Origin of the sequence: Cupriavidus sp. IDO, assembly GCF_000812465.1 — a bacterium.
GTDB lineage: Bacteria > Pseudomonadota > Gammaproteobacteria > Burkholderiales > Burkholderiaceae > Cupriavidus.
Map to the genome: position 1 here is coordinate 21,275 of NZ_JWMA01000071.1, position 17,567 is coordinate 38,841.

General features: G+C 62.2%; 20 protein-coding genes. 9 read left to right on the forward strand and 11 right to left on the reverse strand.

Annotated features, from left to right (window positions below; all coding sequences use genetic code 11):
• Window positions 1–13 precede the first annotated feature (13 nt).
• From RM96_RS20825 to nac, 11 genes are all read right to left on the reverse strand, one after another.
• Window positions 14–748 (reverse strand): amino acid ABC transporter ATP-binding protein, encoded by a 735-nt coding sequence (locus RM96_RS20825; RefSeq protein WP_039013345.1) that lies wholly within the window; start codon window positions 746–748, stop codon window positions 14–16.
• A gap of 24 nt (window positions 749–772) precedes the next feature.
• Window positions 773–1,519: an amino acid ABC transporter permease gene (locus tag RM96_RS20830; RefSeq protein ID WP_039013347.1), complete on the reverse strand. Its 747-nt coding sequence runs from the start codon at window positions 1,517–1,519 to the stop codon at window positions 773–775.
• A 3-nt stretch (window positions 1,520–1,522) separates the two neighbouring features.
• The gene (locus RM96_RS20835) at window positions 1,523–2,224 is read right to left on the reverse strand and encodes an amino acid ABC transporter permease (protein WP_039013350.1); all 702 of its coding nucleotides are present in this window, start codon (window positions 2,222–2,224) and stop codon (window positions 1,523–1,525) included.
• Between the two features lie 13 nt (window positions 2,225–2,237).
• Window positions 2,238–2,990 (reverse strand): SDR family oxidoreductase, encoded by a 753-nt coding sequence (locus tag RM96_RS20840; RefSeq protein ID WP_039013351.1) that lies wholly within the window; start codon window positions 2,988–2,990, stop codon window positions 2,238–2,240.
• A 347-nt stretch (window positions 2,991–3,337) separates the two neighbouring features.
• Window positions 3,338–4,123 (reverse strand): LamB/YcsF family protein, encoded by a 786-nt coding sequence (locus RM96_RS20845; protein ID WP_039013352.1) that lies wholly within the window; start codon window positions 4,121–4,123, stop codon window positions 3,338–3,340.
• An 8-nt stretch (window positions 4,124–4,131) separates the two neighbouring features.
• Window positions 4,132–4,545 carry an acetyl-CoA carboxylase biotin carboxyl carrier protein gene (locus tag RM96_RS20850; RefSeq protein ID WP_039013355.1) on the reverse strand — a complete coding sequence of 138 codons (414 nt, stop codon included), beginning with the start codon at window positions 4,543–4,545 and terminating at the stop codon, window positions 4,132–4,134.
• 1 nt (window position 4,546) lies between these two features.
• Window positions 4,547–5,539: a biotin-dependent carboxyltransferase family protein gene (locus tag RM96_RS20855; protein ID WP_039013357.1), complete on the reverse strand. Its 993-nt coding sequence runs from the start codon at window positions 5,537–5,539 to the stop codon at window positions 4,547–4,549.
• Window positions 5,536–6,195, reverse strand: coding sequence for a 5-oxoprolinase subunit PxpB (gene pxpB / locus RM96_RS20860; protein ID WP_039013358.1), 660 nt, complete (start codon window positions 6,193–6,195; stop codon window positions 5,536–5,538). Before pxpB ends, RM96_RS20855 begins: the two co-directional genes overlap by 4 nt.
• Before the next feature lie 12 nt (window positions 6,196–6,207).
• On the reverse strand, window positions 6,208–7,575 hold the full coding sequence (gene accC / locus RM96_RS20865) for an acetyl-CoA carboxylase biotin carboxylase subunit (RefSeq protein ID WP_039013360.1): 1,368 nt from the start codon (window positions 7,573–7,575) through the stop codon (window positions 6,208–6,210).
• A gap of 15 nt (window positions 7,576–7,590) precedes the next feature.
• Entirely contained in the window at window positions 7,591–8,052 is a 462-nt protein-coding gene (locus tag RM96_RS20870) for an acetyl-CoA carboxylase biotin carboxyl carrier protein (protein ID WP_039013362.1), read from the reverse strand.
• Window positions 8,053–8,142: 90 nt separating this feature from the next.
• Entirely contained in the window at window positions 8,143–9,084 is a 942-nt protein-coding gene (nac, locus tag RM96_RS20875; RefSeq protein ID WP_039013364.1) for a nitrogen assimilation transcriptional regulator NAC, read from the reverse strand.
• A gap of 193 nt (window positions 9,085–9,277) precedes the next feature.
• Here nac and RM96_RS20880 point away from each other — a divergent pair, with 193 nt between their 5' ends.
• The 9 genes from RM96_RS20880 to RM96_RS20920 are packed head-to-tail and all read left to right on the forward strand — an operon-like array spanning window position 9,278 to window position 17,530.
• Window positions 9,278–10,486 carry an aspartate transaminase gene (locus tag RM96_RS20880; RefSeq protein ID WP_039013365.1) on the forward strand — a complete coding sequence of 403 codons (1,209 nt, stop codon included), beginning with the start codon at window positions 9,278–9,280 and terminating at the stop codon, window positions 10,484–10,486.
• 16 nt (window positions 10,487–10,502) lie between these two features.
• Window positions 10,503–11,177, forward strand: a complete 675-nt coding sequence (locus RM96_RS20885; RefSeq protein ID WP_039013366.1) for an RraA family protein — start codon at window positions 10,503–10,505, stop codon at window positions 11,175–11,177.
• Window positions 11,178–11,225: 48 nt separating this feature from the next.
• Window positions 11,226–12,221, forward strand: a complete 996-nt coding sequence (locus RM96_RS20890) for a 2-hydroxyacid dehydrogenase (RefSeq protein WP_039013368.1) — start codon at window positions 11,226–11,228, stop codon at window positions 12,219–12,221.
• 8 nt (window positions 12,222–12,229) lie between these two features.
• A complete protein-coding gene (locus tag RM96_RS20895) occupies window positions 12,230–12,745 on the forward strand; it encodes a gluconokinase (RefSeq protein WP_039013370.1) in 516 nt (171 codons plus the stop codon).
• Window positions 12,745–13,518, forward strand: a complete 774-nt coding sequence (locus RM96_RS20900; RefSeq protein WP_052279635.1) for a glucose 1-dehydrogenase — start codon at window positions 12,745–12,747, stop codon at window positions 13,516–13,518. Before RM96_RS20895 ends, RM96_RS20900 begins: the two co-directional genes overlap by 1 nt.
• A gap of 16 nt (window positions 13,519–13,534) precedes the next feature.
• Window positions 13,535–14,569 carry an L-idonate 5-dehydrogenase gene (locus tag RM96_RS20905; protein ID WP_039013372.1) on the forward strand — a complete coding sequence of 345 codons (1,035 nt, stop codon included), beginning with the start codon at window positions 13,535–13,537 and terminating at the stop codon, window positions 14,567–14,569.
• 59 nt (window positions 14,570–14,628) lie between these two features.
• Window positions 14,629–15,759, forward strand: a complete 1,131-nt coding sequence (locus RM96_RS20910; RefSeq protein ID WP_039013373.1) for an NAD(P) transhydrogenase subunit alpha — start codon at window positions 14,629–14,631, stop codon at window positions 15,757–15,759.
• Window positions 15,760–15,770: 11 nt separating this feature from the next.
• Window positions 15,771–16,094: an NAD(P) transhydrogenase subunit alpha gene (locus RM96_RS20915; RefSeq protein WP_039013374.1), complete on the forward strand. Its 324-nt coding sequence runs from the start codon at window positions 15,771–15,773 to the stop codon at window positions 16,092–16,094.
• 11 nt (window positions 16,095–16,105) lie between these two features.
• Window positions 16,106–17,530: an NAD(P)(+) transhydrogenase (Re/Si-specific) subunit beta gene (locus RM96_RS20920; protein WP_039013408.1), complete on the forward strand. Its 1,425-nt coding sequence runs from the start codon at window positions 16,106–16,108 to the stop codon at window positions 17,528–17,530.
• Window positions 17,531–17,567 lie beyond the last annotated feature (37 nt).

Here is a 17,567-nt window from a genome sequence, read left to right on the forward strand (position 1 = left end):
GAACAGGGATGGATTAATGCGAGCGTAGGTCCGACAAGAATCGCTTTGCGCGGGGGTGCTGCGGGTCACGAAAGAAGGTGTTCGGCTCGGCTACCTCAAGGATGGAGCCGGCGTCCATGAACCACACGCGGTCGGCTACCTCTCGGGCGAAGTTCATTTCGTGGGTAACGCACATCATGGTCATGCCATCGTTTGCCAGACTACGCATCACGGCCAACACCTCACCGACCATCTCCGGGTCAAGCGCGCTGGTTGGTTCGTCGAACAGCATGGCCGGTGGCTCCATTGCCAGGGCTCTCGCAATGGCCACGCGCTGCTGCTGACCACCAGAAAGCTGGGTCGGATAAGCGTCGGCCTTATTTGCCAAGCCAACTCGTTCAAGCAGCAGCATCGCCTTGTCCCGAGCCTCACCGCGACGGACCCCGCGTACTCGCATAGGCGACAACACGATGTTCTCGAGTACCGAAAGATGTGGGAAGAGGTTGAAGCTCTGAAACACAAAGCCAATATGGCTGCGCACCTTGTTGAGCGAATAGCTACTCATTGGCGCATGTACGTCACTGCCGTCGAATAGTATCTGGCCGGATTTGATTTCCTCTAACCGATTGACCGTGCGGATCAGGGTTGACTTGCCGGAACCAGAAGGCCCACAGACCACGACGACCTCCCCCTTCTTGACCTCAGCATTGATATTATTCAAGGCACAGTAATCGCCGTACCATTTGTAGACATTAGAGAACTTGATCATGTCGATGACTCAATTGGTGAGCATTCATGGTTCAACGGGCAACGGCTGGGGAGCAATTGATGTCCGAGTACTGCCCTTCCCTGCCCTTTTTGTCGCGATTCGACGCTCTAGTTCGCGTGCAGCGCGCGTCAAGCTCCAGCACACAACAAAGTAAATCACCGCAAGCAGGAAGAAAACGTGGAATGGCTTGGTCAGCAGCGCATTGTTGATCTGATTGGCCGCGAAGGTCAGCTCGGGCACATTGATCACGTAGCCGAGCGTTGTTTCCTTGATGGTCGAGACGAACTGCGCCAGCATGCTCGGCAGCATGTTGTAAAGCGCTTGCGGCAGGATCACCAGGCGCATGGCCCCAAGGTAGCTATGGCCCAGCGCCCGCGCCGCCTCCATCTGGCCTTTCGGCAGTGCCTCGATACCTGCACGCACTACCTCGCAAAGGTAAGCGCCCTCGTAAATGACCAGCGTGCAGAGCATGGTGGTGAAGCCTGAAACATTGCGCCCGATCAGCAATGGCACGAGGAAGTACACCCACAGGATGATCATTAGCAGAGGCACCCCCCGCACCACATACACAAGCGCCGTGGCCGGCGCACGCAGCAAGCGCCAGGGCGACAGTCGCGCCAGCGCCAGCAGCACGCTCAACGGAAACGCGAGCAGAATGCCGAGTACCGACAGAATCAGCGTGCAAGCAATTCCGCCCAATGGTCCATTGGGGTACTGGCCAATCAGCAGCAGCAACCAGTTTTCGCGCAGGATGTCGATCAGTGTCGTCATGGTTCACCTCGCGGCTACGACGCGAAAGCGGCGGGCCAACCAAGCACCGGCGGCCATGATAAGAAGCGAGAAGGCGAGATACATTGCCGTCGCAAGAAGGTAGGATTCGAAAGCCCGGAAACTGGTGTTCTCGATCTCCTTGACCGCATGGGTCATCTCCGACACGCCAATGGCCATCGCCAGGCTACTGTTCTTGAAGAGCGAAACGCTGTGGTTGATGAGTGCAGGCAGCGCATTGCGCACAGCCTGCGGCATCAGCACATAGCGCATGGCACCAAGGAAGCTGTTGCCGAGCGCCCGTGCCGCCTCCTCCTGCCCCGGGGGGATCGCGCGAAGGCCAGAGCGCAGGTCCTCGCTAAAGTAGGCTGCCTGGCACAAGCCTAGTGCGACAATGGAAAACAAGACCTCGGCGTGATGCTTCCCTGCCCACGCCTGCATCGGGTCAGGCAGCAGGCTGGAGATGCCGAAGTACCAGAGCATCAGTTGGACCAGCGTCGGCACGTTGCAGTGGTACGAGACATAGCCCGCAACAAAGCGCTCCGCCAGGCGGTTAGGGATCAGTCGCAGCGTCAGCAACAGGAAGGCCAGCGCCATCGCCAGCGCCCAAGAGCCGCCTGCGATCAACAGCGTCATCTTTACGCCCTCAACCAGCATACGGCTGAACTCGGGGTTCAGCAGGATCGCCATCAGATCGAAGCCATGCATAGTTCGGCCCCGCTTAGTCTTGCAATGGCTCGGGGCGCATCGTAGAGAGGCCACCGGGCACCTGCAGCGTCGGCGTGATCTCCATGTGCCCGATGTTGACGGCGACCGGCGCGGCAATTGCAAAGGCGATTGCATCGGCGATATCGGCGGCCTGCGGCAGCTCAAAGCCCTTGACGAAGCGCTCATAGGTTTCGGCGCTGTCGCCATGCACATGGGCGAAGATGTCGGTAGCGACGCGCCCCGGGCAGATCTCGGTGACACGCACGCGCTTGCCATAGGCATCGATGCGCAATTGCCGGGACAGCATGCTCACCGCAGCCTTGGTGGCGTGATACGTGGAATTGCCGCCGAAGTTATATGCACCGGCAATCGAGCTGATGTTGACAACGTGGCCGCGATCGCGCGCTACCATGCCCGGGAGCACCAAGCGGCACAGGTGCAAGACCGCGCGCAAATTCACGTCTACCAGTAAATCAATGCCGTCGGCATCGGCGTTGAGCAGCGAGCCAGGGCGATCCACGCCAGCGTTGTTGACCAGGACGTCGAAGGTCACTTCCTTCGTTAGCTCTGTAATGCCGGCCAAGTCTGTCACGTCAATCGCATGCGGGATGCAGCCCGTTCGCTGGGCCAGCGCGGCGAGCGAGTCGGCGCTGCGTGCTACCGCATGCACCTGTAGCCCTTCGCGACACAGTCGCTCGACGACGGCGGCACCAATGCCGGAAGAAGCGCCAGTGACCAAGGCAGTTTTGTAGTCTGAGAAGGGCATATGAATCCTGAACGATGGCTTGATGTCAATTTATCGATCGCGGGCCGTTAGCGCCAAGATGGAATGACTTTGGCGAGATAGGGCACTCTTATGTCGGGGTAACCCTAATACGCGGTCCGAATAATGCTGGCGCCAAATGGTGCAAAAAAGACATTGTGACCGGCTGTACCCCACGAAATAGTGCACCATTGCCGTGCGGCGGTGATCGGGGCGAGCCAAAATGGTGAAGGGTTAATGACCGAACGATCAATCTGTCGCTGACGGCCGGGTCGGCACTGCGTCGTGGCTATGTCACAACAGGGTACGATCCCGATGCGGATTCGCCCCGATTATTAATCTTGTTTGAATTATGTTGCGCCGGGAAGGTGCGCGAGTTGCTGTGAGATCGGCACGATGCGGCCGCCGCGAGACTCGACTTCTTCGCGCAATCGCCGTGTGAGCGCCACTGCCCCCGGCGTGTCCCCATGGACGAGGATTGAGCGCGGTCGCATCGGCAACGTGCCACCAGTGTGTGTCATGACCGTGCCTTCGATGAGCAGGCGCCTCACACGGGCGAGAACCTGTTCCTGGTCGTGAATCACCGAACCGGGAAGTTGCCGGCTTACCAGCAAGCCCTGGTCATCGTAAGCGCGGTCTGCAAGGAAGCTGACTGCCACCGGCAACCCGAGTCGGGCGGCAGCACCTTCGATCGCCTGGCTGCTCGAAGTGCTGACGATGAGCTGTGGATCGAAAGCCGCCACCGCCTCCAGGAGCGGTTCGGCCCACGCTGGATCGGCCGCTGCCTTGTTGCCGAGCGCGCCATGGAAACTCATGTGCGTCATCCGATGGCCCAGCGCGCGGGCAATGCCTGCCAACGCCCCAAGCTGGTACGTGACCATCGCTGCAAGTTCAGGCAAATCGATCTGCATAAGTCGCCGCCCGAAACCCTGCCGGTCAGGGAAGCCTACATGGGCGCCCACATCGACGCCACGCTGGAGCGCCAGGCGCACTGTACGGTCCATGATGAGCGGGTCACCGGCGTGGAAACCACACGCGACGTTGGCCGAAGAAATCAGCGACAGCAGTGTCTCGTCGTCGCCCATGCGCCACGGGCCATAGCCCTCGCCGAGATCGGCATTGAGATCAATTTCCATGTCCCCCCCTAGTCAGGAAGCGCCTCTAGTTCCACGAGCGACGTGCCCCAGCCCACCACCGCGCCGTCAGGCGCCGGTATATCCAGCACCACCGCCTCGCGCGGGGCCGTTACCGGCAGTAGCAGCGGCCCAATCTGCAACAGGCCCAGCGCCTGCGACTCGCGCACCGCAGAGCCCACGGCAGCAAGCGGGGCGCTGCGCTGGGGGTGACGATGACGGAACACCCCTACGGAGCCGGCACGGACAATTTCTGACGACGCGGGACTGCCAACCGCTTCCGGCGTCGGCAACGCGACGCTCTCATGCACGGTTGCACCTTCGCGCCGCAGGCAAAGATGGACGCCCGGGCCTCGGAGATCGAGCTCGGCAATATCGGTTGCCGCGAGCCATGCGCAGAGTTGGCGAATGTGTTCGGTCTCCATCTCAGCGCCCCCCTGTTGCGCTATGCAAGGCTACGAGGCGCCGCACATCAGCTAGCCACCCCTCGACTTCGCCCAAGGCCGCGACGGCCTCATCCCACGTGGTTTCGATAAAGCGCACGTGGCTGCCGATCGGCGCCTGCCCCAGCCGCCACAGGTCCGCTTCGATCACCGTGCCCAGCTTGGGGTAACCGCCCGAGGGCTGGGCGTCGCGCATCTGCACGATGGGCTGCCCGCCAGGCGGTACCTGGATGACGCCGGGCACAATGCCATGTGAGCGCATTTCGATTGGTTGGCGCGCCGCCAACGACGGGCCGGCGAGCCGATACCCGTAGCGGTCGCTCTGCGCAGTAATTTTCCAGGGCTCGGACCAGAAGCTGCGCTGCGCTGCTTCGGTGTAGAGTCCATACTCGGCGGCAGGCAGCACGCGCATCGCCGAAACGCCGTCCACCAGCAGCGGCAAGCAGAAGGCAGGCGGCACCAGACCGATGCCGGCGCTGCCGGCCTCCTTGCCAAGCCCTGGCGATACTGCCTGCAGCACGTCGCCACGCTTCAGTGCACGCCCGTCGAGGCCGCCAAAAGCACCACGCAATTGGGTGCTGCGTGATCCTAGAGCTACTGGCACGTCTACACCGCCAGCCAAACAAAGATAGGCCCGGCAGGCGGGGATGGGACCAAGCTGCGGCACGCCCAGACGCAGGGTCTGTCCGGCTCTGGCCTTATGCACCCACCACGGCAGCAGGGGCTGATCGTCGAGCTGCGCGGCACAATCCGCCCCGGTCAGCGCGAAACGGCAATCGTGTGTGAAGCGCACCAGGAATGGGAAGACCGGCACTTCGATGCCTGCCGCGCCCTCGTCATTGCCCAACAGGAGGTTGCCGGCGGCCAGCGCAAGCGGATCCATTGCCCCCGAAGTGCCAACCCCCCAACGGAGCGCACCCAGACGGCCCAGATCCTGAACGGTGGCCAGCGCGCTGGCGGAGAGGATCTCGATCATCGAATCACCTTCTCGACGCGAAAGCGCAGTACATCCCCCGGCTGCAGCAACGCGGGCGGGTTCTTCTGAGGGTCAAAGAAACACATTTCGGAGCTGCCTATTGTGTTCCAGCCACTAGGCCCATCGGAGGCCGAAACGCCTGTTTGCGCCCCCCCGATGGACACCGCGCCGCCGGGAATATTCAAGACAGGCACCTTGCGTCGCGGCGTGGCAATGCGGGGATCCATGCCGCCGAGGTAGCAGTAGCCAGGATGGCTGCCAAGCGCAAAGACGTGATAGAGCGGCGCGCTGTGGCGCTCGACGATTTCGTCCACGGACAAACCCGTGTGGTTCACCACGTCGGCCATATGCGGCCCCGGTGCGCCGCCATAGATCACTGGCAGCTCGATCAGGCGCCCGTCGCGGGACAGGGGCGTGACGGCAAGCCAGGCCTCGCGCAGACGGGTTTCGATTTCCGCCAGCCTTGACGGCGGGCGCGTGAAGATCAACATCAGGTTATTCATGCCGGGCACGGCTTCGCGTACCTCGGGCCATGCTTCGGCCTCCAGCGCCAGCGCCCACAGGCGTTGCTGGGTGGCCAGGCTCAGCTCACCTGGCGCCTCGAACAGCAATGCTGTGGTACCCAGGAGGCTGATGGTTCCCGTCTCGATGGTCATACACAAAATCCTTCAGTGCGTCCCGGCAGGCCGCGCGGCGCGCGCCTGCAGCCAACGTTCCAGGTGGTGGATGTCGACCCCACCCTTCTCGAAATCCTCGTCCCGAACGATTTCTCGGTGCATTGGCAGGTTGGTGGCGATGCCTCCTACCTGCATCTCGTCCAGCGCCAGGCGCATGCGGGCCAGCGCATCCTCGCGGGTGGCGCCATGCACGATGAGCTTTGCAATCATCGAGTCGTAGTGCGCCGGCACGCGATAGCCAGGACCGGCATGACTGTCAACGCGTACCCCATAGCCGCCAGGCAACTGCCAGTCAATGATTCTCCCGGGCGCGGGAGCGAAGCTGTCCGGGTGCTCCGCATTGATGCGGCACTCCAGCGCATGCCCCCGGCAGGCCACTTGGGCCTGTGGCAGTGTGAGGCGCTCGCCGCGTGCCACGCGGATCTGCTGTTGGACGATGTCGATGCCGGTCGTCATTTCCGTGACCGGGTGCTCGACCTGCAGTCGCGTATTCATCTCGATGAAATAGAATGCCCCGTTCTCGTAGAGAAACTCGAAGGTACCGACGCCGCAGTAGCCAATTTGCCGGCAGGCCGCGGCGCAACGCTCACCCACTGCTGCGATCAGCGAAGGATCGATGCCAGGCGCCGGCGCCTCTTCCAGGACTTTCTGGTGACGGCGCTGCAGCGAGCAGTCTCTGCTGCCAAGCCACAGCGCCTGGTTGTGGCGATCGGCTAGCACCTGGATTTCGACGTGGCGCGGGTGGGTCAGGAACTTCTCGATATAGACCTCCGGATTGCCGAAGGCACGGCGCGCCTCTTCGCGCGTGAGCGCCAGCGCATCCAGCAGTCCCGTCTCTTGATGCACGACCCGCATGCCACGTCCACCGCCACCACCGGCTGCCTTGACAATGACGGGGTAACCAATATCGCGCGCGATCGCCAGCACCTCGGCCGGATCATCGGGAAGGGACGTATCGGGACCCGGTACGCAGGGCACACCAGCTTCGCGCATTGCGCGTTTGGCACTTACCTTGTCACCCATCGTGCGGATACAGGCTGCGCTGGGGCCGATGAAGGTGAGACCCGCGTCAGTCACACGTTCGACGAACCCGGCGTTCTCGGACAGGAATCCATAGCCGGGGTGGATGGCCTGGGCGCCACTGACGCGCGCCGCTGCCAGCAGCGCTGCCTGGTTAAGGTAACTATGGGTGGGCGACGCTGGGCCGATGCACAGGGCCTGGTCGGCCTGACGCACGTAGACGGCTTCACGATCAGCCTCCGAATACACGGCCACCGTGCGCAAGCCCAGCCCGCGACAGGCGCGCTGGATACGCAAGGCAATCTCTCCGCGATTTGCAATCAAGACAGTGTCAAACATGACGAACCTCGGCGCTCAGGCGAATCGAATCAAGGGTTGGCCAGCCTCCACTTCCTTGCCGGACTCCACCAGCACGGACTCGACCGCGCCATCACGTTCGGCGACCACGGCGTTGAAAACCTTCATCGCTTCGATGACGCACACGGTCTGGCCGGCCTCCACGGTCTGGCCCGGTTGCACGAACGCCGGCTCGTCGGGCGCTGGCCGCAGGTGCACGATGCCGAAAAGTGGCGCCAGCAATTCACGCCGTTCTGATTTGGGAGGTACGGGTGCAACAGGCTCGGATGGCGGGGAGGACTGGCCCAGTGTCCGGGGCTGCGTACGGGGAAGGGTCGATGGGGGAGCGGGATCACCGCTAGCTCCCCCGGAAATATGCCGCGTAAGGCGCAACGTCCATCCGTGCTGACTGAAGCTCATCTCGGCCATGTCCGAGGACGCCATGACGTCGATGAGCTGTTTGATGTGCGTGAGGTCCATGTGCGTTCACTTCATAGCTGTAGGTGAACACAGTATCGGCCTCTGCCCTTCAGTACCAAGACGGTTTGTCTGTGCCCCGATAGGAGCGTCTTATGACGCCTCCCGGTTCTCCGCCCGGTCGCAGGGAAGCAGGTTACCCCCCAGCCCGGCCACCAATTCCAGCAGAATCTCCTTGATTGCCTGGGCTGGCTCGGACAATGGCTGGTGGCCCGACTGGCACAACGCCAGTGGCGCGTCGATGACCGGATCGATGATGCGGCATTGCCAGGCGTCACAGGACATCGCCACCTCCCGCGCCATCGAGGATGGCAGGATCGTCGCCCCCAACCCGTCCGCGACGATCGCCTTCAGCGTGCTGGCCGACTCGATTTCAGCCAACACGTGCGGCTCCATGCCAATCGCATGGAATGCTTCATCGACCAGCCTGCGCACCACGTTGTACGGTCGCGCCAGGTACAGATCCATCTCCGCGAGCATCGGCAGAGGCACCTCGCCCGGGGGTGCCGGCATACATTCGGGGCCGACCACATAGAGCGGCTCATTCAGAAGCGGCAGGAACGAGAGCCCATGGACGGGCGTCTTGCCGCCGTAAAGCACCGCCATGTCCATGCGTCCGTTCATGATCAGTTCCGACAGCGTGCTGCCGTAACTCTCATTCAGGTAAAGCAGGATCCCGGGGTGGCGGGCCCGGACTGTGCGCAACAACGGCAAAGCCAGCGCTGCTGCAGCGGTTCCGGGCGCCAGACCTACCGAGACTGCCCCCGAGAGGCCTTGGCCCGCCGTCTTCATCTCCACCTTTGCCTGATCAACCTGGCGCAAGATCGCCTGAGCATGCCGGTACAGCACTTTGCCCGCTTCGGTGGGAACCACGCCCTGCTTGGTGCGCAGCAGCAGCTGCTGCCGTACCTCGCCTTCCAGCGTTGCAATTTGCTGGCTCAAGGAGGGTTGAGCGACATGAAGCAAATCGGCTGCCTGCGTGACACTGCCGATGTCGACAATCTTTACGAAATACCTCAATCGCCTGAAGTTCAAGTTACCTCCTATCCGGGGATCTGCAGCCCATTATCTTGCTGCATCGCAAGATGCTGAATACAGGAGATTAGGGCATTAGCACGCCCGCACCTATAGGTGTTTCCTATCTGGACATACTGGAGTCATCTTGGCCTTCCGCGGCCGCCACGGCTACTGTTGCGCTTACCCTCCTTAATCGCAGCAAGGAACCCTCGTGAATACGTCCCGTATCGCCGCACGTGTCAGGCGCATCAAACCCTCACCCAGCACTTCCGCAGCAGACCGTGCCAACGAGCTACGCCGTCAGGGCAAGTCCATCGTGAACCTGGTGGTCGGTGAACCTGACTTCGACACACCGGAATACATCCGCCAAGCCGCAGTGCGGGCGATCGAACAGGGCTCGACCCGCTACACGCTGATGGCGGGCACCGTGGAATTGCGTCAGGCCATCATCGACAAGCTTGCCCGCGAGAATGACCTGCAGTACGCGATGAACGAGATCATCGCCACCAACGGCGCCAAAAGCGCGATCTACAGTGCTTTGGCGGTCACCCTGGAAGCGGGAGACGAGGTGCTTATCCCCGCCCCGTACTGGGTCTCCTATCCCGATATGGTGCTTGCCTGCGACGGCATCCCGGTCACGCTGTCCTGCTCGGAAAGCCAAGAGTTCAAGCTTACCCCAGCCCAACTGGAAGCTGCCATTACCGAACGCACTCGCTGGCTCATCCTCAATTCGCCGAGCAACCCGACGGGCGCAAGCTACACCGTGGCTGAGTATCGCGCACTGGCCGAAGTACTGGCCCGCCACCCGGACGTGCTGGTGATGACAGATGACATCTACGAGCATATTCGCTTTAACTCGGTTCCCACGCCCCACCTGTTGAATGCAGCGCCTGAATTGCGCGACCGCACGCTAGCCATCAATGGGGTTTCCAAGACCTACGCGATGACGGGCTGGCGCTTGGGCTGGGTGGCAGGTCCACGCGACCTGATCCAGGCGCTCGACACGTTCTTGTCGCAATCGGCTGGAAACTGCTGCTCAATCAGCCAGGCTGCCGCTGCAGCAGCCCTGAACGGCGACCAGCGCTTTGTCGCCGAGAGTGTGGCTGTCTATAAACAGCGTCGTGACCAGACCCTCGTCCGCATCAACGCAATCCCCGGGCTGAGCTGCCGCATGCCCGACGGGGCGTTCTACCTCTACGTCAACTGCGGCGGATTGATTGGCAAGACCACACCGGAAGGCAAGCGGCTGGATGCGGATGCCGACGTCGTCATGTACCTGCTCGAGCGCGAAGGGGTGGCACTCGTCGCCGGGACAGCTTATGGCCTTTCGCCTTACTTCCGCCTGTCAATCGCGACCTCGCTGGAGACGCTTGAAGAAGGCTGTCGCCGCATAGAGCGCGCAGTCCTGGCCCTGTCCTGACATAAAAGAGAATGCTATGAGCACTTATAAAGCCATCCGCAAGAACCCCTCCGCCCCTCAGGCTGACGCCGCCCTGGTCTCCGCCTTGCGCGAACTGCCGGTCGCTGCGCTCAGCGACAGTATGCATCGCAACACCGGCACAGTCGGCCTTCAGCCCTTCCACAGACCGGTAGCGACCACGATGGTCGGCACTGCGGTGACCGCGCGATCGCGCGGTGGCGACAATCTCACCTACCTGCGGGCGCTTGAGTTCTGCCGGCCTGGCGACGTGCTGGTGATCGATGCCGGTGGCGACCTGCAGAACGCCGTCGTCGGCGGCATCCTCTCCCACTATGCGGCCAGCATCGGCGTAGTTGGATTGGTGGTCGATGGCGCGGTACGGGACGTCGCCGAACTGCGAAAGCGCGAGTTCCCGGTCTACGCGCGCGGTGTCACCCATCGCGGCCCTTACAAGGACGGCCCAGGCGAGATCAACGTGCCGGTATCGGTCGGCGGCATGGTTGTCCGCCCCGGGGACGTACTGGTGGGCGATCAGGATGGCCTGCTTGCCATACCGCCCGAGGATGTGCCACTGCTGATTGAAAAAGCGCGCGCCGTACTCGCCGCCGAAGCCGAAACCATACGCGCTATGAAGGAAGGCCGCTGGGACCGATCCTTCATCGATGCGTTGGAAGCCCGGTGCAACAACTGACCGCTGCCTTCTTTCCCGCCCGAACAACCATAGAGCAAGGAGACCCGCATGCGTCCTTCCGTCCTCGTCACCCGAGCGACCTTTCCGGACATCGCTGACCGGCTGCGCGAACATTTCGACGTCACCGACAACCCGGGGGACACGGTCTGGAGCCCGGCCGAATTGATTGATCGGCTACAAGGCAAAGAAGGTGTGATGAGCACGGGGAGCGAGCGCATCGACTCGGCGCTGCTTGACGCCTGCCCTGAACTCAAGGCGGTCTGCAATGTGGGCGTAGGCTATAACAATGTCGACGTGGCCGCCTGCACGGCGCGCGGCGTGCTGGTGACCAATACGCCCGATGTGCTCACGGAAACCACTGCGGACTTTGGCTTTGCGCTGATGCTCGCCACCGCCCGGCGCATCACCGAGTCCGAGCGCCTCGTGCGGCGGGGCGAATGGAACAAGACGGGAATCTACGACCAGATGGTCGGCAACGACGTTCACGGGGCCACTCTGGGCATTCTCGGCATGGGGCGGATTGGCCAGGCCATCGCCAGGCGCGCTGCGTTGGGCTTTGGGATGCAAGTGATCTATCACAACCGCTCGCCGCTTGCTCCCGAGACGGAGGCCAGCGTACATGCCCGCTACGTAGACAAGGCCACCCTGCTGAAGGAAGCCGACCATCTCATCCTGGTGCTTCCCTACTCCCCCGCGGCACACCACGCGATCGGCGCAGCCGAACTTGCTCAGATGAAGCCTACCGCAACGCTGACGAATATCGCCCGCGGCGGTATCGTCGACGACGAAGCCCTGGCACAGGCACTGTGTCGGGGCACTATCGCAGCGGCGGGGCTCGATGTTTTCGAGGGAGAGCCGCAGATTCATCCCGGCCTGCTGGCCGTGCCCAATGTCGTGCTGACCCCGCACATTGGCAGCGCCTCGGTCAGCACGCGACGGGCCATGGCTGCACTGACCGCGGACAACCTGATCGCTGCCCTCGGCTGCGGGCCTCGGGCCGGACAGCCGCCGACACCAGTGAACCCGCAGGTTCTGCAGCAGTAGAGGTCACCATGCCTATCAATAAGCTACTGGTGATGGGGGTCGCAGGCTGTGGCAAGTCCACGCTCGCTGCGCTATTGGCCAAGGCAATGGACGCTGAATGGATCGAAGGCGACGACCACCATTCCGAGCACAACAAGGCGAAGATGCGCCAAGGCACAGCCTTGCAGGATGCAGACCGTGAACCCTGGCTGGACAAGCTGGCAGTCTTGCTGGCCGCAGCGCCCGGCAATGCCATCCTCACCTGCTCCGCCCTTAAGCGCAGCTACCGCGAACGGCTGCGAGAAGCGGTGCCGCACCTTCGCATCGTGCACGTCGACATCACCCTCTCGGAAGCAATTGCGCGGGTGTCCGCTCGCAAAGGGCATATGTTTCAGCCGAGTTCGGTGGTGAGCCAGTTCGCCATTCTGGAAGCGCCGGCAGGCGAACCTGGCACGCTTCAGATTTCGGCCGACCAGCCGGTCGATGTACAGGTCAGCCTGGTCCTGAACTGGATCGCCGAAGAACCCTCAAGGCACGACAAATGATGAACCCAGATCTCAAGATGTTTGACCTGAGCGGTCGCACTGCCCTGGTTACTGGCGCAAGCAGCGGCATTGGCCTGGCGCTGGCCGGGGGCCTGGCTCGCGCCGGCGCACAGGTAGTACTCAATGCTCGCCGGAAAGACAAGCTGGAACAGGCAGCCGAAAGCCTGCGAGCGCAGGGTGCCGACGTCCGCACCGCCTCATTCGACGTCACGCAAAGCACAGCAGTGGCTGAGGGCATCGCGTCGGTAGAAGCCGATGTGGGACCCATCGACATCCTCGTCAACAATGCTGGCATGCAGCGCCGCGCACCGTTGGAGCAGTTTGAAGAAGCCCAATGGCACGAGTTGATGAAGACCAACGTCGACAGCGTTTTTCTCGTCGGACAGGCTGTGGCTCGCCATATGATCCCGCGCGGGCGCGGCAAGATCATCAACATCTGCTCAGTGCAGAGCGAACTGGGGCGCCCCGGGATCGCGCCCTACACCGCCAGCAAGGGCGCTGTGAAAATGCTAACAAAAGGCATGGCGATTGACTGGGGTCCTCACGGGATCCAGGTCAACGGTTTGGGCCCTGGCTACTTTAAGACCGAGCTGACGCAGGCCTTGGTGGATAACGCGGAGTTTACCGCCTGGCTCGTTGGGCGCACGCCGTCGCGCCGGTGGGGCGATGTTGTAGACCTCATTGGCGCGGCCGTATTCCTGGCGAGCAATGCCTCCGATTTTGTCAACGGCCATATTCTCTACGTCGATGGCGGCGTGACCGCCACTCTGTAACTCACTGGAATTCTCCATGGACGCTCTTGTCATCCACGGCGCCAACGATCTGCGCATCGAAGACGTTGACACCCCCGACGTGCAGCCGCACCAGATGCGCGTACATGTCCGCTTTGGCGGCATCTGCGGCTCTGACCTGCACTATTACAACCACGGTGGCTTTGGTACCGTGCGTGTTAGTGAGCCGATGGTGCTCGGCCATGAGGTAGCTGGCCGCATTGAGGAGGTCGGGCAAAATGTGCGCAGCCACGCCAAGGGTGATCGCGTCGCGATCAGCCCAAGCCGCCCCTGCGGCCTGTGCCAATATTGCCAACAAGGCCTGCAGAATCATTGCCTGGATATGCGCTACTACGGCAGTGCCATGCGCACACCGCATGTACAAGGTGCATTCCGCCGCGAGATCGTCATCGAGGAATCCCAGGCCCATCGCCTTGCCGATTCGCTGAGCGACCAGGAAGGTGCAATGGCCGAGCCCCTGTCGGTGGCACTGCACGCCGTTCGCCGCGCCGGTCCGTTGCTGGGCAAGCGCGTGCTTGTGACCGGCTGCGGCCCCATTGGAGCATTGATCGTGGTGGCGGCAAGGCGTGCTGGCGCGGCAGAGATCATCGTCACGGACATGGGTGCCTACCCCCTGCGGGCCGCCCTCGCGGTGGGCGCGGATGTGACGCTCAACGTCGCCGAACAGCCCGAGGCACTCAAGCCATACACGGTCGACAAGGGTCAAATCGACGTACTGTTCGAGGCCAGTGGCAATGAACGGGCGTTACGTGGAGCCATCGACGCCATGCGTCCCCGAGGCATCATCGTGCAAGTGGGCTTGGGCGGCGAGATGACTTTGCCCATCAATGCCATCGTCGCAAAGGAATTGGAGCTGCGAGGCGCCTTCCGATTCCATGAAGAGTTTGCGATGGCCGTCGAACTGCTGAACAAGAGACTGGTCGACGTGAAGCCACTGATCTCCGCCACCGTGCCTTACCGGGATGCGGGTCATGCGTTCGCGTTGGCGGCCGACCGCACGCAGGCAATGAAAGTCCTGCTGGACTTCCAATGACATCACACCAGACGCGCCGGCAGCGGCGCCGATTCTGAGTAGCTTTCCTGGAGACCTGGATGTTAATAGGCATTCCGCTGCAAACCGCGGAGGGCGAGACCCGTGTCGCCCTTACGCCGGAGACAGCAAAGAAACTGAAGGCTCATGGCCACGTGCTGCGTGTGCAGACTGGCGCGGGCTGCAGGTCGTCGATCCCCGATCAGGCCTACGAGTCCGTTGGCTGTGAAATCACCGACGCGGCCGGTGCATTCGGCTCCGACCTGGTGCTCACCGTTCGCTCCCCCGCGCCGGAAGACCTGTCCCTGATGAGGCCAAGCGCCGTACTGGTGGGCATGCTCGATCCCTTCAACAGGGACAACCTTGCTCGCCTGGCGGGGGCTGGCCTCACCGGCTTCGCGCTGGAAGCCGCCCCGCGCACCACCCGGGCACAGAGCATGGACGTGCTCTCGTCGCAGGCCAACATCGCCGGATACAAGGCGGTCATGATGGCTGCCGATCGCTACCAGCGCTTCTTTCCGATGCTGATGACGGCTGCCGGCACTGTGAAGGCAGCCCGGGTGGTGGTTCTTGGCGTCGGCGTGGCCGGCCTGCAGGCCATCGCCACAGCCAAGCGCCTTGGCGCGGTGGTCGAAGCGTCGGATGTCCGGCCCTCGGTCAAGGAACAGGTTGAGTCGCTGGGTGCCAAGTTCATCGAAGTACCCTACGAGACAGCCGAGGAGAGGGAGGCCGCCGAAGGCGCAGGCGGCTATGCCCGTCCCATGCCAGCTTCATGGCTCGAGCGCCAGAGGGTAGAGGTCGCCAAACGGGTGACCCAGGCCGACGTGGTGATCTCCACTGCGCTCATCCCAGGGCGAGCCGCGCCGATACTGATCACCGAGGAGATGGTGCAAGGGATGAAACAGGGCTCGCTGATTGTAGACATTGCCGCCGGCAAAGGTACGGATGGAGTGAGCGGAAACTGCCCACTCACCGAAGCGGGCAAGACGGTGGCCAAACATGGCGTGACCATTGTAGGCGAGACGAACCTGCCCGCACTCGTAGCTGCCGATGCCTCAGCCTTGTACGCCCGCAACGTGCTCGACTTCCTGAAACTGATTCTTCCCAAAGACGGGGTGCTCACGATCGATGAAAGCGACGACATCGTCGCCGCCTGCCTGGTCACCAAGGGCGGAACGGTACTGAGAACCTGAGGAGCAACATTATGGAAGCGGTCTCGCACACCATCATCAATCTCACCACGTTCGTGTTGGCCGTCTATGTTGGCTACCACGTGGTATGGAACGTTACGCCGGCCTTGCACACACCGCTGATGGCTGTGACCAACGCCATTTCGGCCATCGTGATTGTCGGCGCCATGCTGGCAGCAGCACTCACCGAGACGACGCTGGGCAAGGTCGTGGGGGTACTTGCCGTCGCCTTAGCCGCCGTCAATGTCTTCGGTGGCTTCCTGGTAACGCGCCGGATGCTGGAGATGTTCAAAAAGAAGGACAAGAAGCCTGCGGCTTATAGAGAGGGGGCCAAGTGAACTTGGATTTCATCAGTCTGAACGTGGTTACCCTGCTTTACCTGGTGGCCAGCGTCTTCTTTATTCAAGCCTTGAAGGGCTTGAGCCATCCCACCACTTCGATTCGCGGAAACCGCTTCGGCATGACCGGGATGGCCATTGCCGTGCTTACGACTGGCACATTGATCCTCAAGCTTGCCGGGGGGAGTCCGCTAGGCCTCGGCTATGTTCTGCTTGGACTGGTGATCGGGGGCGGCGCCGGCGCCTTCATGGCGCAGCGCGTAGAGATGACCAGGATGCCAGAGCTGGTGGCCTTCATGCATAGCATGATCGGCCTCGCGGCTGTGTTCATCGCGGTGGCGGCCGTTGCGGAACCGTACGCCTTCGGCATCTCGCCCAAAGGTCAAGCGATTCCCACCGGCAACCGGCTGGAACTCTTTCTTGGGGCTGCGATTGGCGCGATCACCTTCTCCGGGTCGGTCATCGCCTTCGGCAAGCTTTCCGGCAAGTACAAGTTCCGCCTGTTCCAGGGCGCCCCGGTGCAGTTCGCTGGGCAGCACATGCTGAACCTGCTGCTGGGCCTGACCACCATCGGCCTGGGGGTCGCATTCATTGCCTCCGAGAGCTGGCCGGCGTTCATCGCAATGCTGGCACTGGCCTTCCTCATGGGCGTGCTGATCATTATTCCCATCGGCGGCGCCGACATGCCGGTAGTGGTATCAATGCTCAACAGCTATTCTGGCTGGGCGGCCGCAGGCATCGGCTTCAGCCTGAACAACAGCATGCTGATTGTCGCCGGTTCGCTAGTGGGCAGTTCCGGCGCGATCCTGAGCTACATCATGTGCAAGGCGATGAATCGCTCCTTCTTCAACGTGATCCTGGGCGGCTTCGGCGGTGAAACAGGCAGCGCACAAGCAGGCGCCATCCAGCAGCGTAGCGTCAAGAGTGGCAGCGCCGACGATGCGGCCTTTATCCTGGGCAATGCCGAGACTGTGGTGATCGTGCCTGGCTATGGACTGGCTGTAGCCCGCGCCCAGCATGCGGTCAAGGAACTGGCCGAGAAGCTCACGCACAAAGGTATCACCGTGAAGTACGCCATCCACCCCGTTGCAGGGCGTATGCCGGGCCACATGAATGTGCTGCTGGCTGAAGCCGAGGTGCCTTACGATCAGGTATTCGAGATGGAGGACATCAACAGCGAATTTGGCCAAGCCGATGTGGCGATCATCCTGGGCGCCAACGACGTGGTGAACCCCGCAGCGCAGCAGAAGGGCAGCTCGATTTATGGCATGCCCATTCTGGAAGCCTACAAGGCGAAGACCATTATCGTGAACAAGCGATCAATGGCCGCTGGCTACGCAGGCCTGGATAACGAACTGTTCTATCTGGATAAAACCATGATGGTTTTCGGCGACGCCAAGAAGGTAGTCGAGGACATGGGCAAAGCCGTGGAGTAAGGACGACTCGCCCTGCCCCGGCGGCCACTGCGGAAAC

Bases quoted from the DNA above. Each gene is read 5' to 3' on its own strand.
- RM96_RS20905 (WP_039013372.1), top strand. From the start codon at position 13,535: ATGGACGCTCTTGTCATCCACGGCGCCAACGATCTGCGCATCGAAGAC.
- RM96_RS20830 (WP_039013347.1), bottom strand. From the start codon at position 1,519: ATGACGACACTGATCGACATCCTGCGCGAAAACTGGTTGCTGCTGCTG.
- RM96_RS20915 (WP_039013374.1), top strand. From the start codon at position 15,771: ATGGAAGCGGTCTCGCACACCATCATCAATCTCACCACGTTCGTGTTG.
- RM96_RS20825 (WP_039013345.1), bottom strand. From the start codon at position 748: ATGATCAAGTTCTCTAATGTCTACAAATGGTACGGCGATTACTGTGCC.
- pxpB (WP_039013358.1), bottom strand. From the start codon at position 6,195: ATGACCATCGAGACGGGAACCATCAGCCTCCTGGGTACCACAGCATTG.
- RM96_RS20855 (WP_039013357.1), bottom strand. From the start codon at position 5,539: ATGATCGAGATCCTCTCCGCCAGCGCGCTGGCCACCGTTCAGGATCTG.
- RM96_RS20910 (WP_039013373.1), top strand. From the start codon at position 14,629: ATGTTAATAGGCATTCCGCTGCAAACCGCGGAGGGCGAGACCCGTGTC.
- RM96_RS20890 (WP_039013368.1), top strand. From the start codon at position 11,226: ATGCGTCCTTCCGTCCTCGTCACCCGAGCGACCTTTCCGGACATCGCT.
- RM96_RS20850 (WP_039013355.1), bottom strand. From the start codon at position 4,545: ATGGAGACCGAACACATTCGCCAACTCTGCGCATGGCTCGCGGCAACC.
- RM96_RS20845 (WP_039013352.1), bottom strand. From the start codon at position 4,123: ATGGAAATTGATCTCAATGCCGATCTCGGCGAGGGCTATGGCCCGTGG.
- RM96_RS20885 (WP_039013366.1), top strand. From the start codon at position 10,503: ATGAGCACTTATAAAGCCATCCGCAAGAACCCCTCCGCCCCTCAGGCT.
- RM96_RS20900 (WP_052279635.1), top strand. From the start codon at position 12,745: ATGAACCCAGATCTCAAGATGTTTGACCTGAGCGGTCGCACTGCCCTG.
- accC (WP_039013360.1), bottom strand. From the start codon at position 7,575: ATGTTTGACACTGTCTTGATTGCAAATCGCGGAGAGATTGCCTTGCGT.
- RM96_RS20840 (WP_039013351.1), bottom strand. From the start codon at position 2,990: ATGCCCTTCTCAGACTACAAAACTGCCTTGGTCACTGGCGCTTCTTCC.
- RM96_RS20870 (WP_039013362.1), bottom strand. From the start codon at position 8,052: ATGGACCTCACGCACATCAAACAGCTCATCGACGTCATGGCGTCCTCG.
- RM96_RS20895 (WP_039013370.1), top strand. From the start codon at position 12,230: ATGCCTATCAATAAGCTACTGGTGATGGGGGTCGCAGGCTGTGGCAAG.
- RM96_RS20835 (WP_039013350.1), bottom strand. From the start codon at position 2,224: ATGCATGGCTTCGATCTGATGGCGATCCTGCTGAACCCCGAGTTCAGC.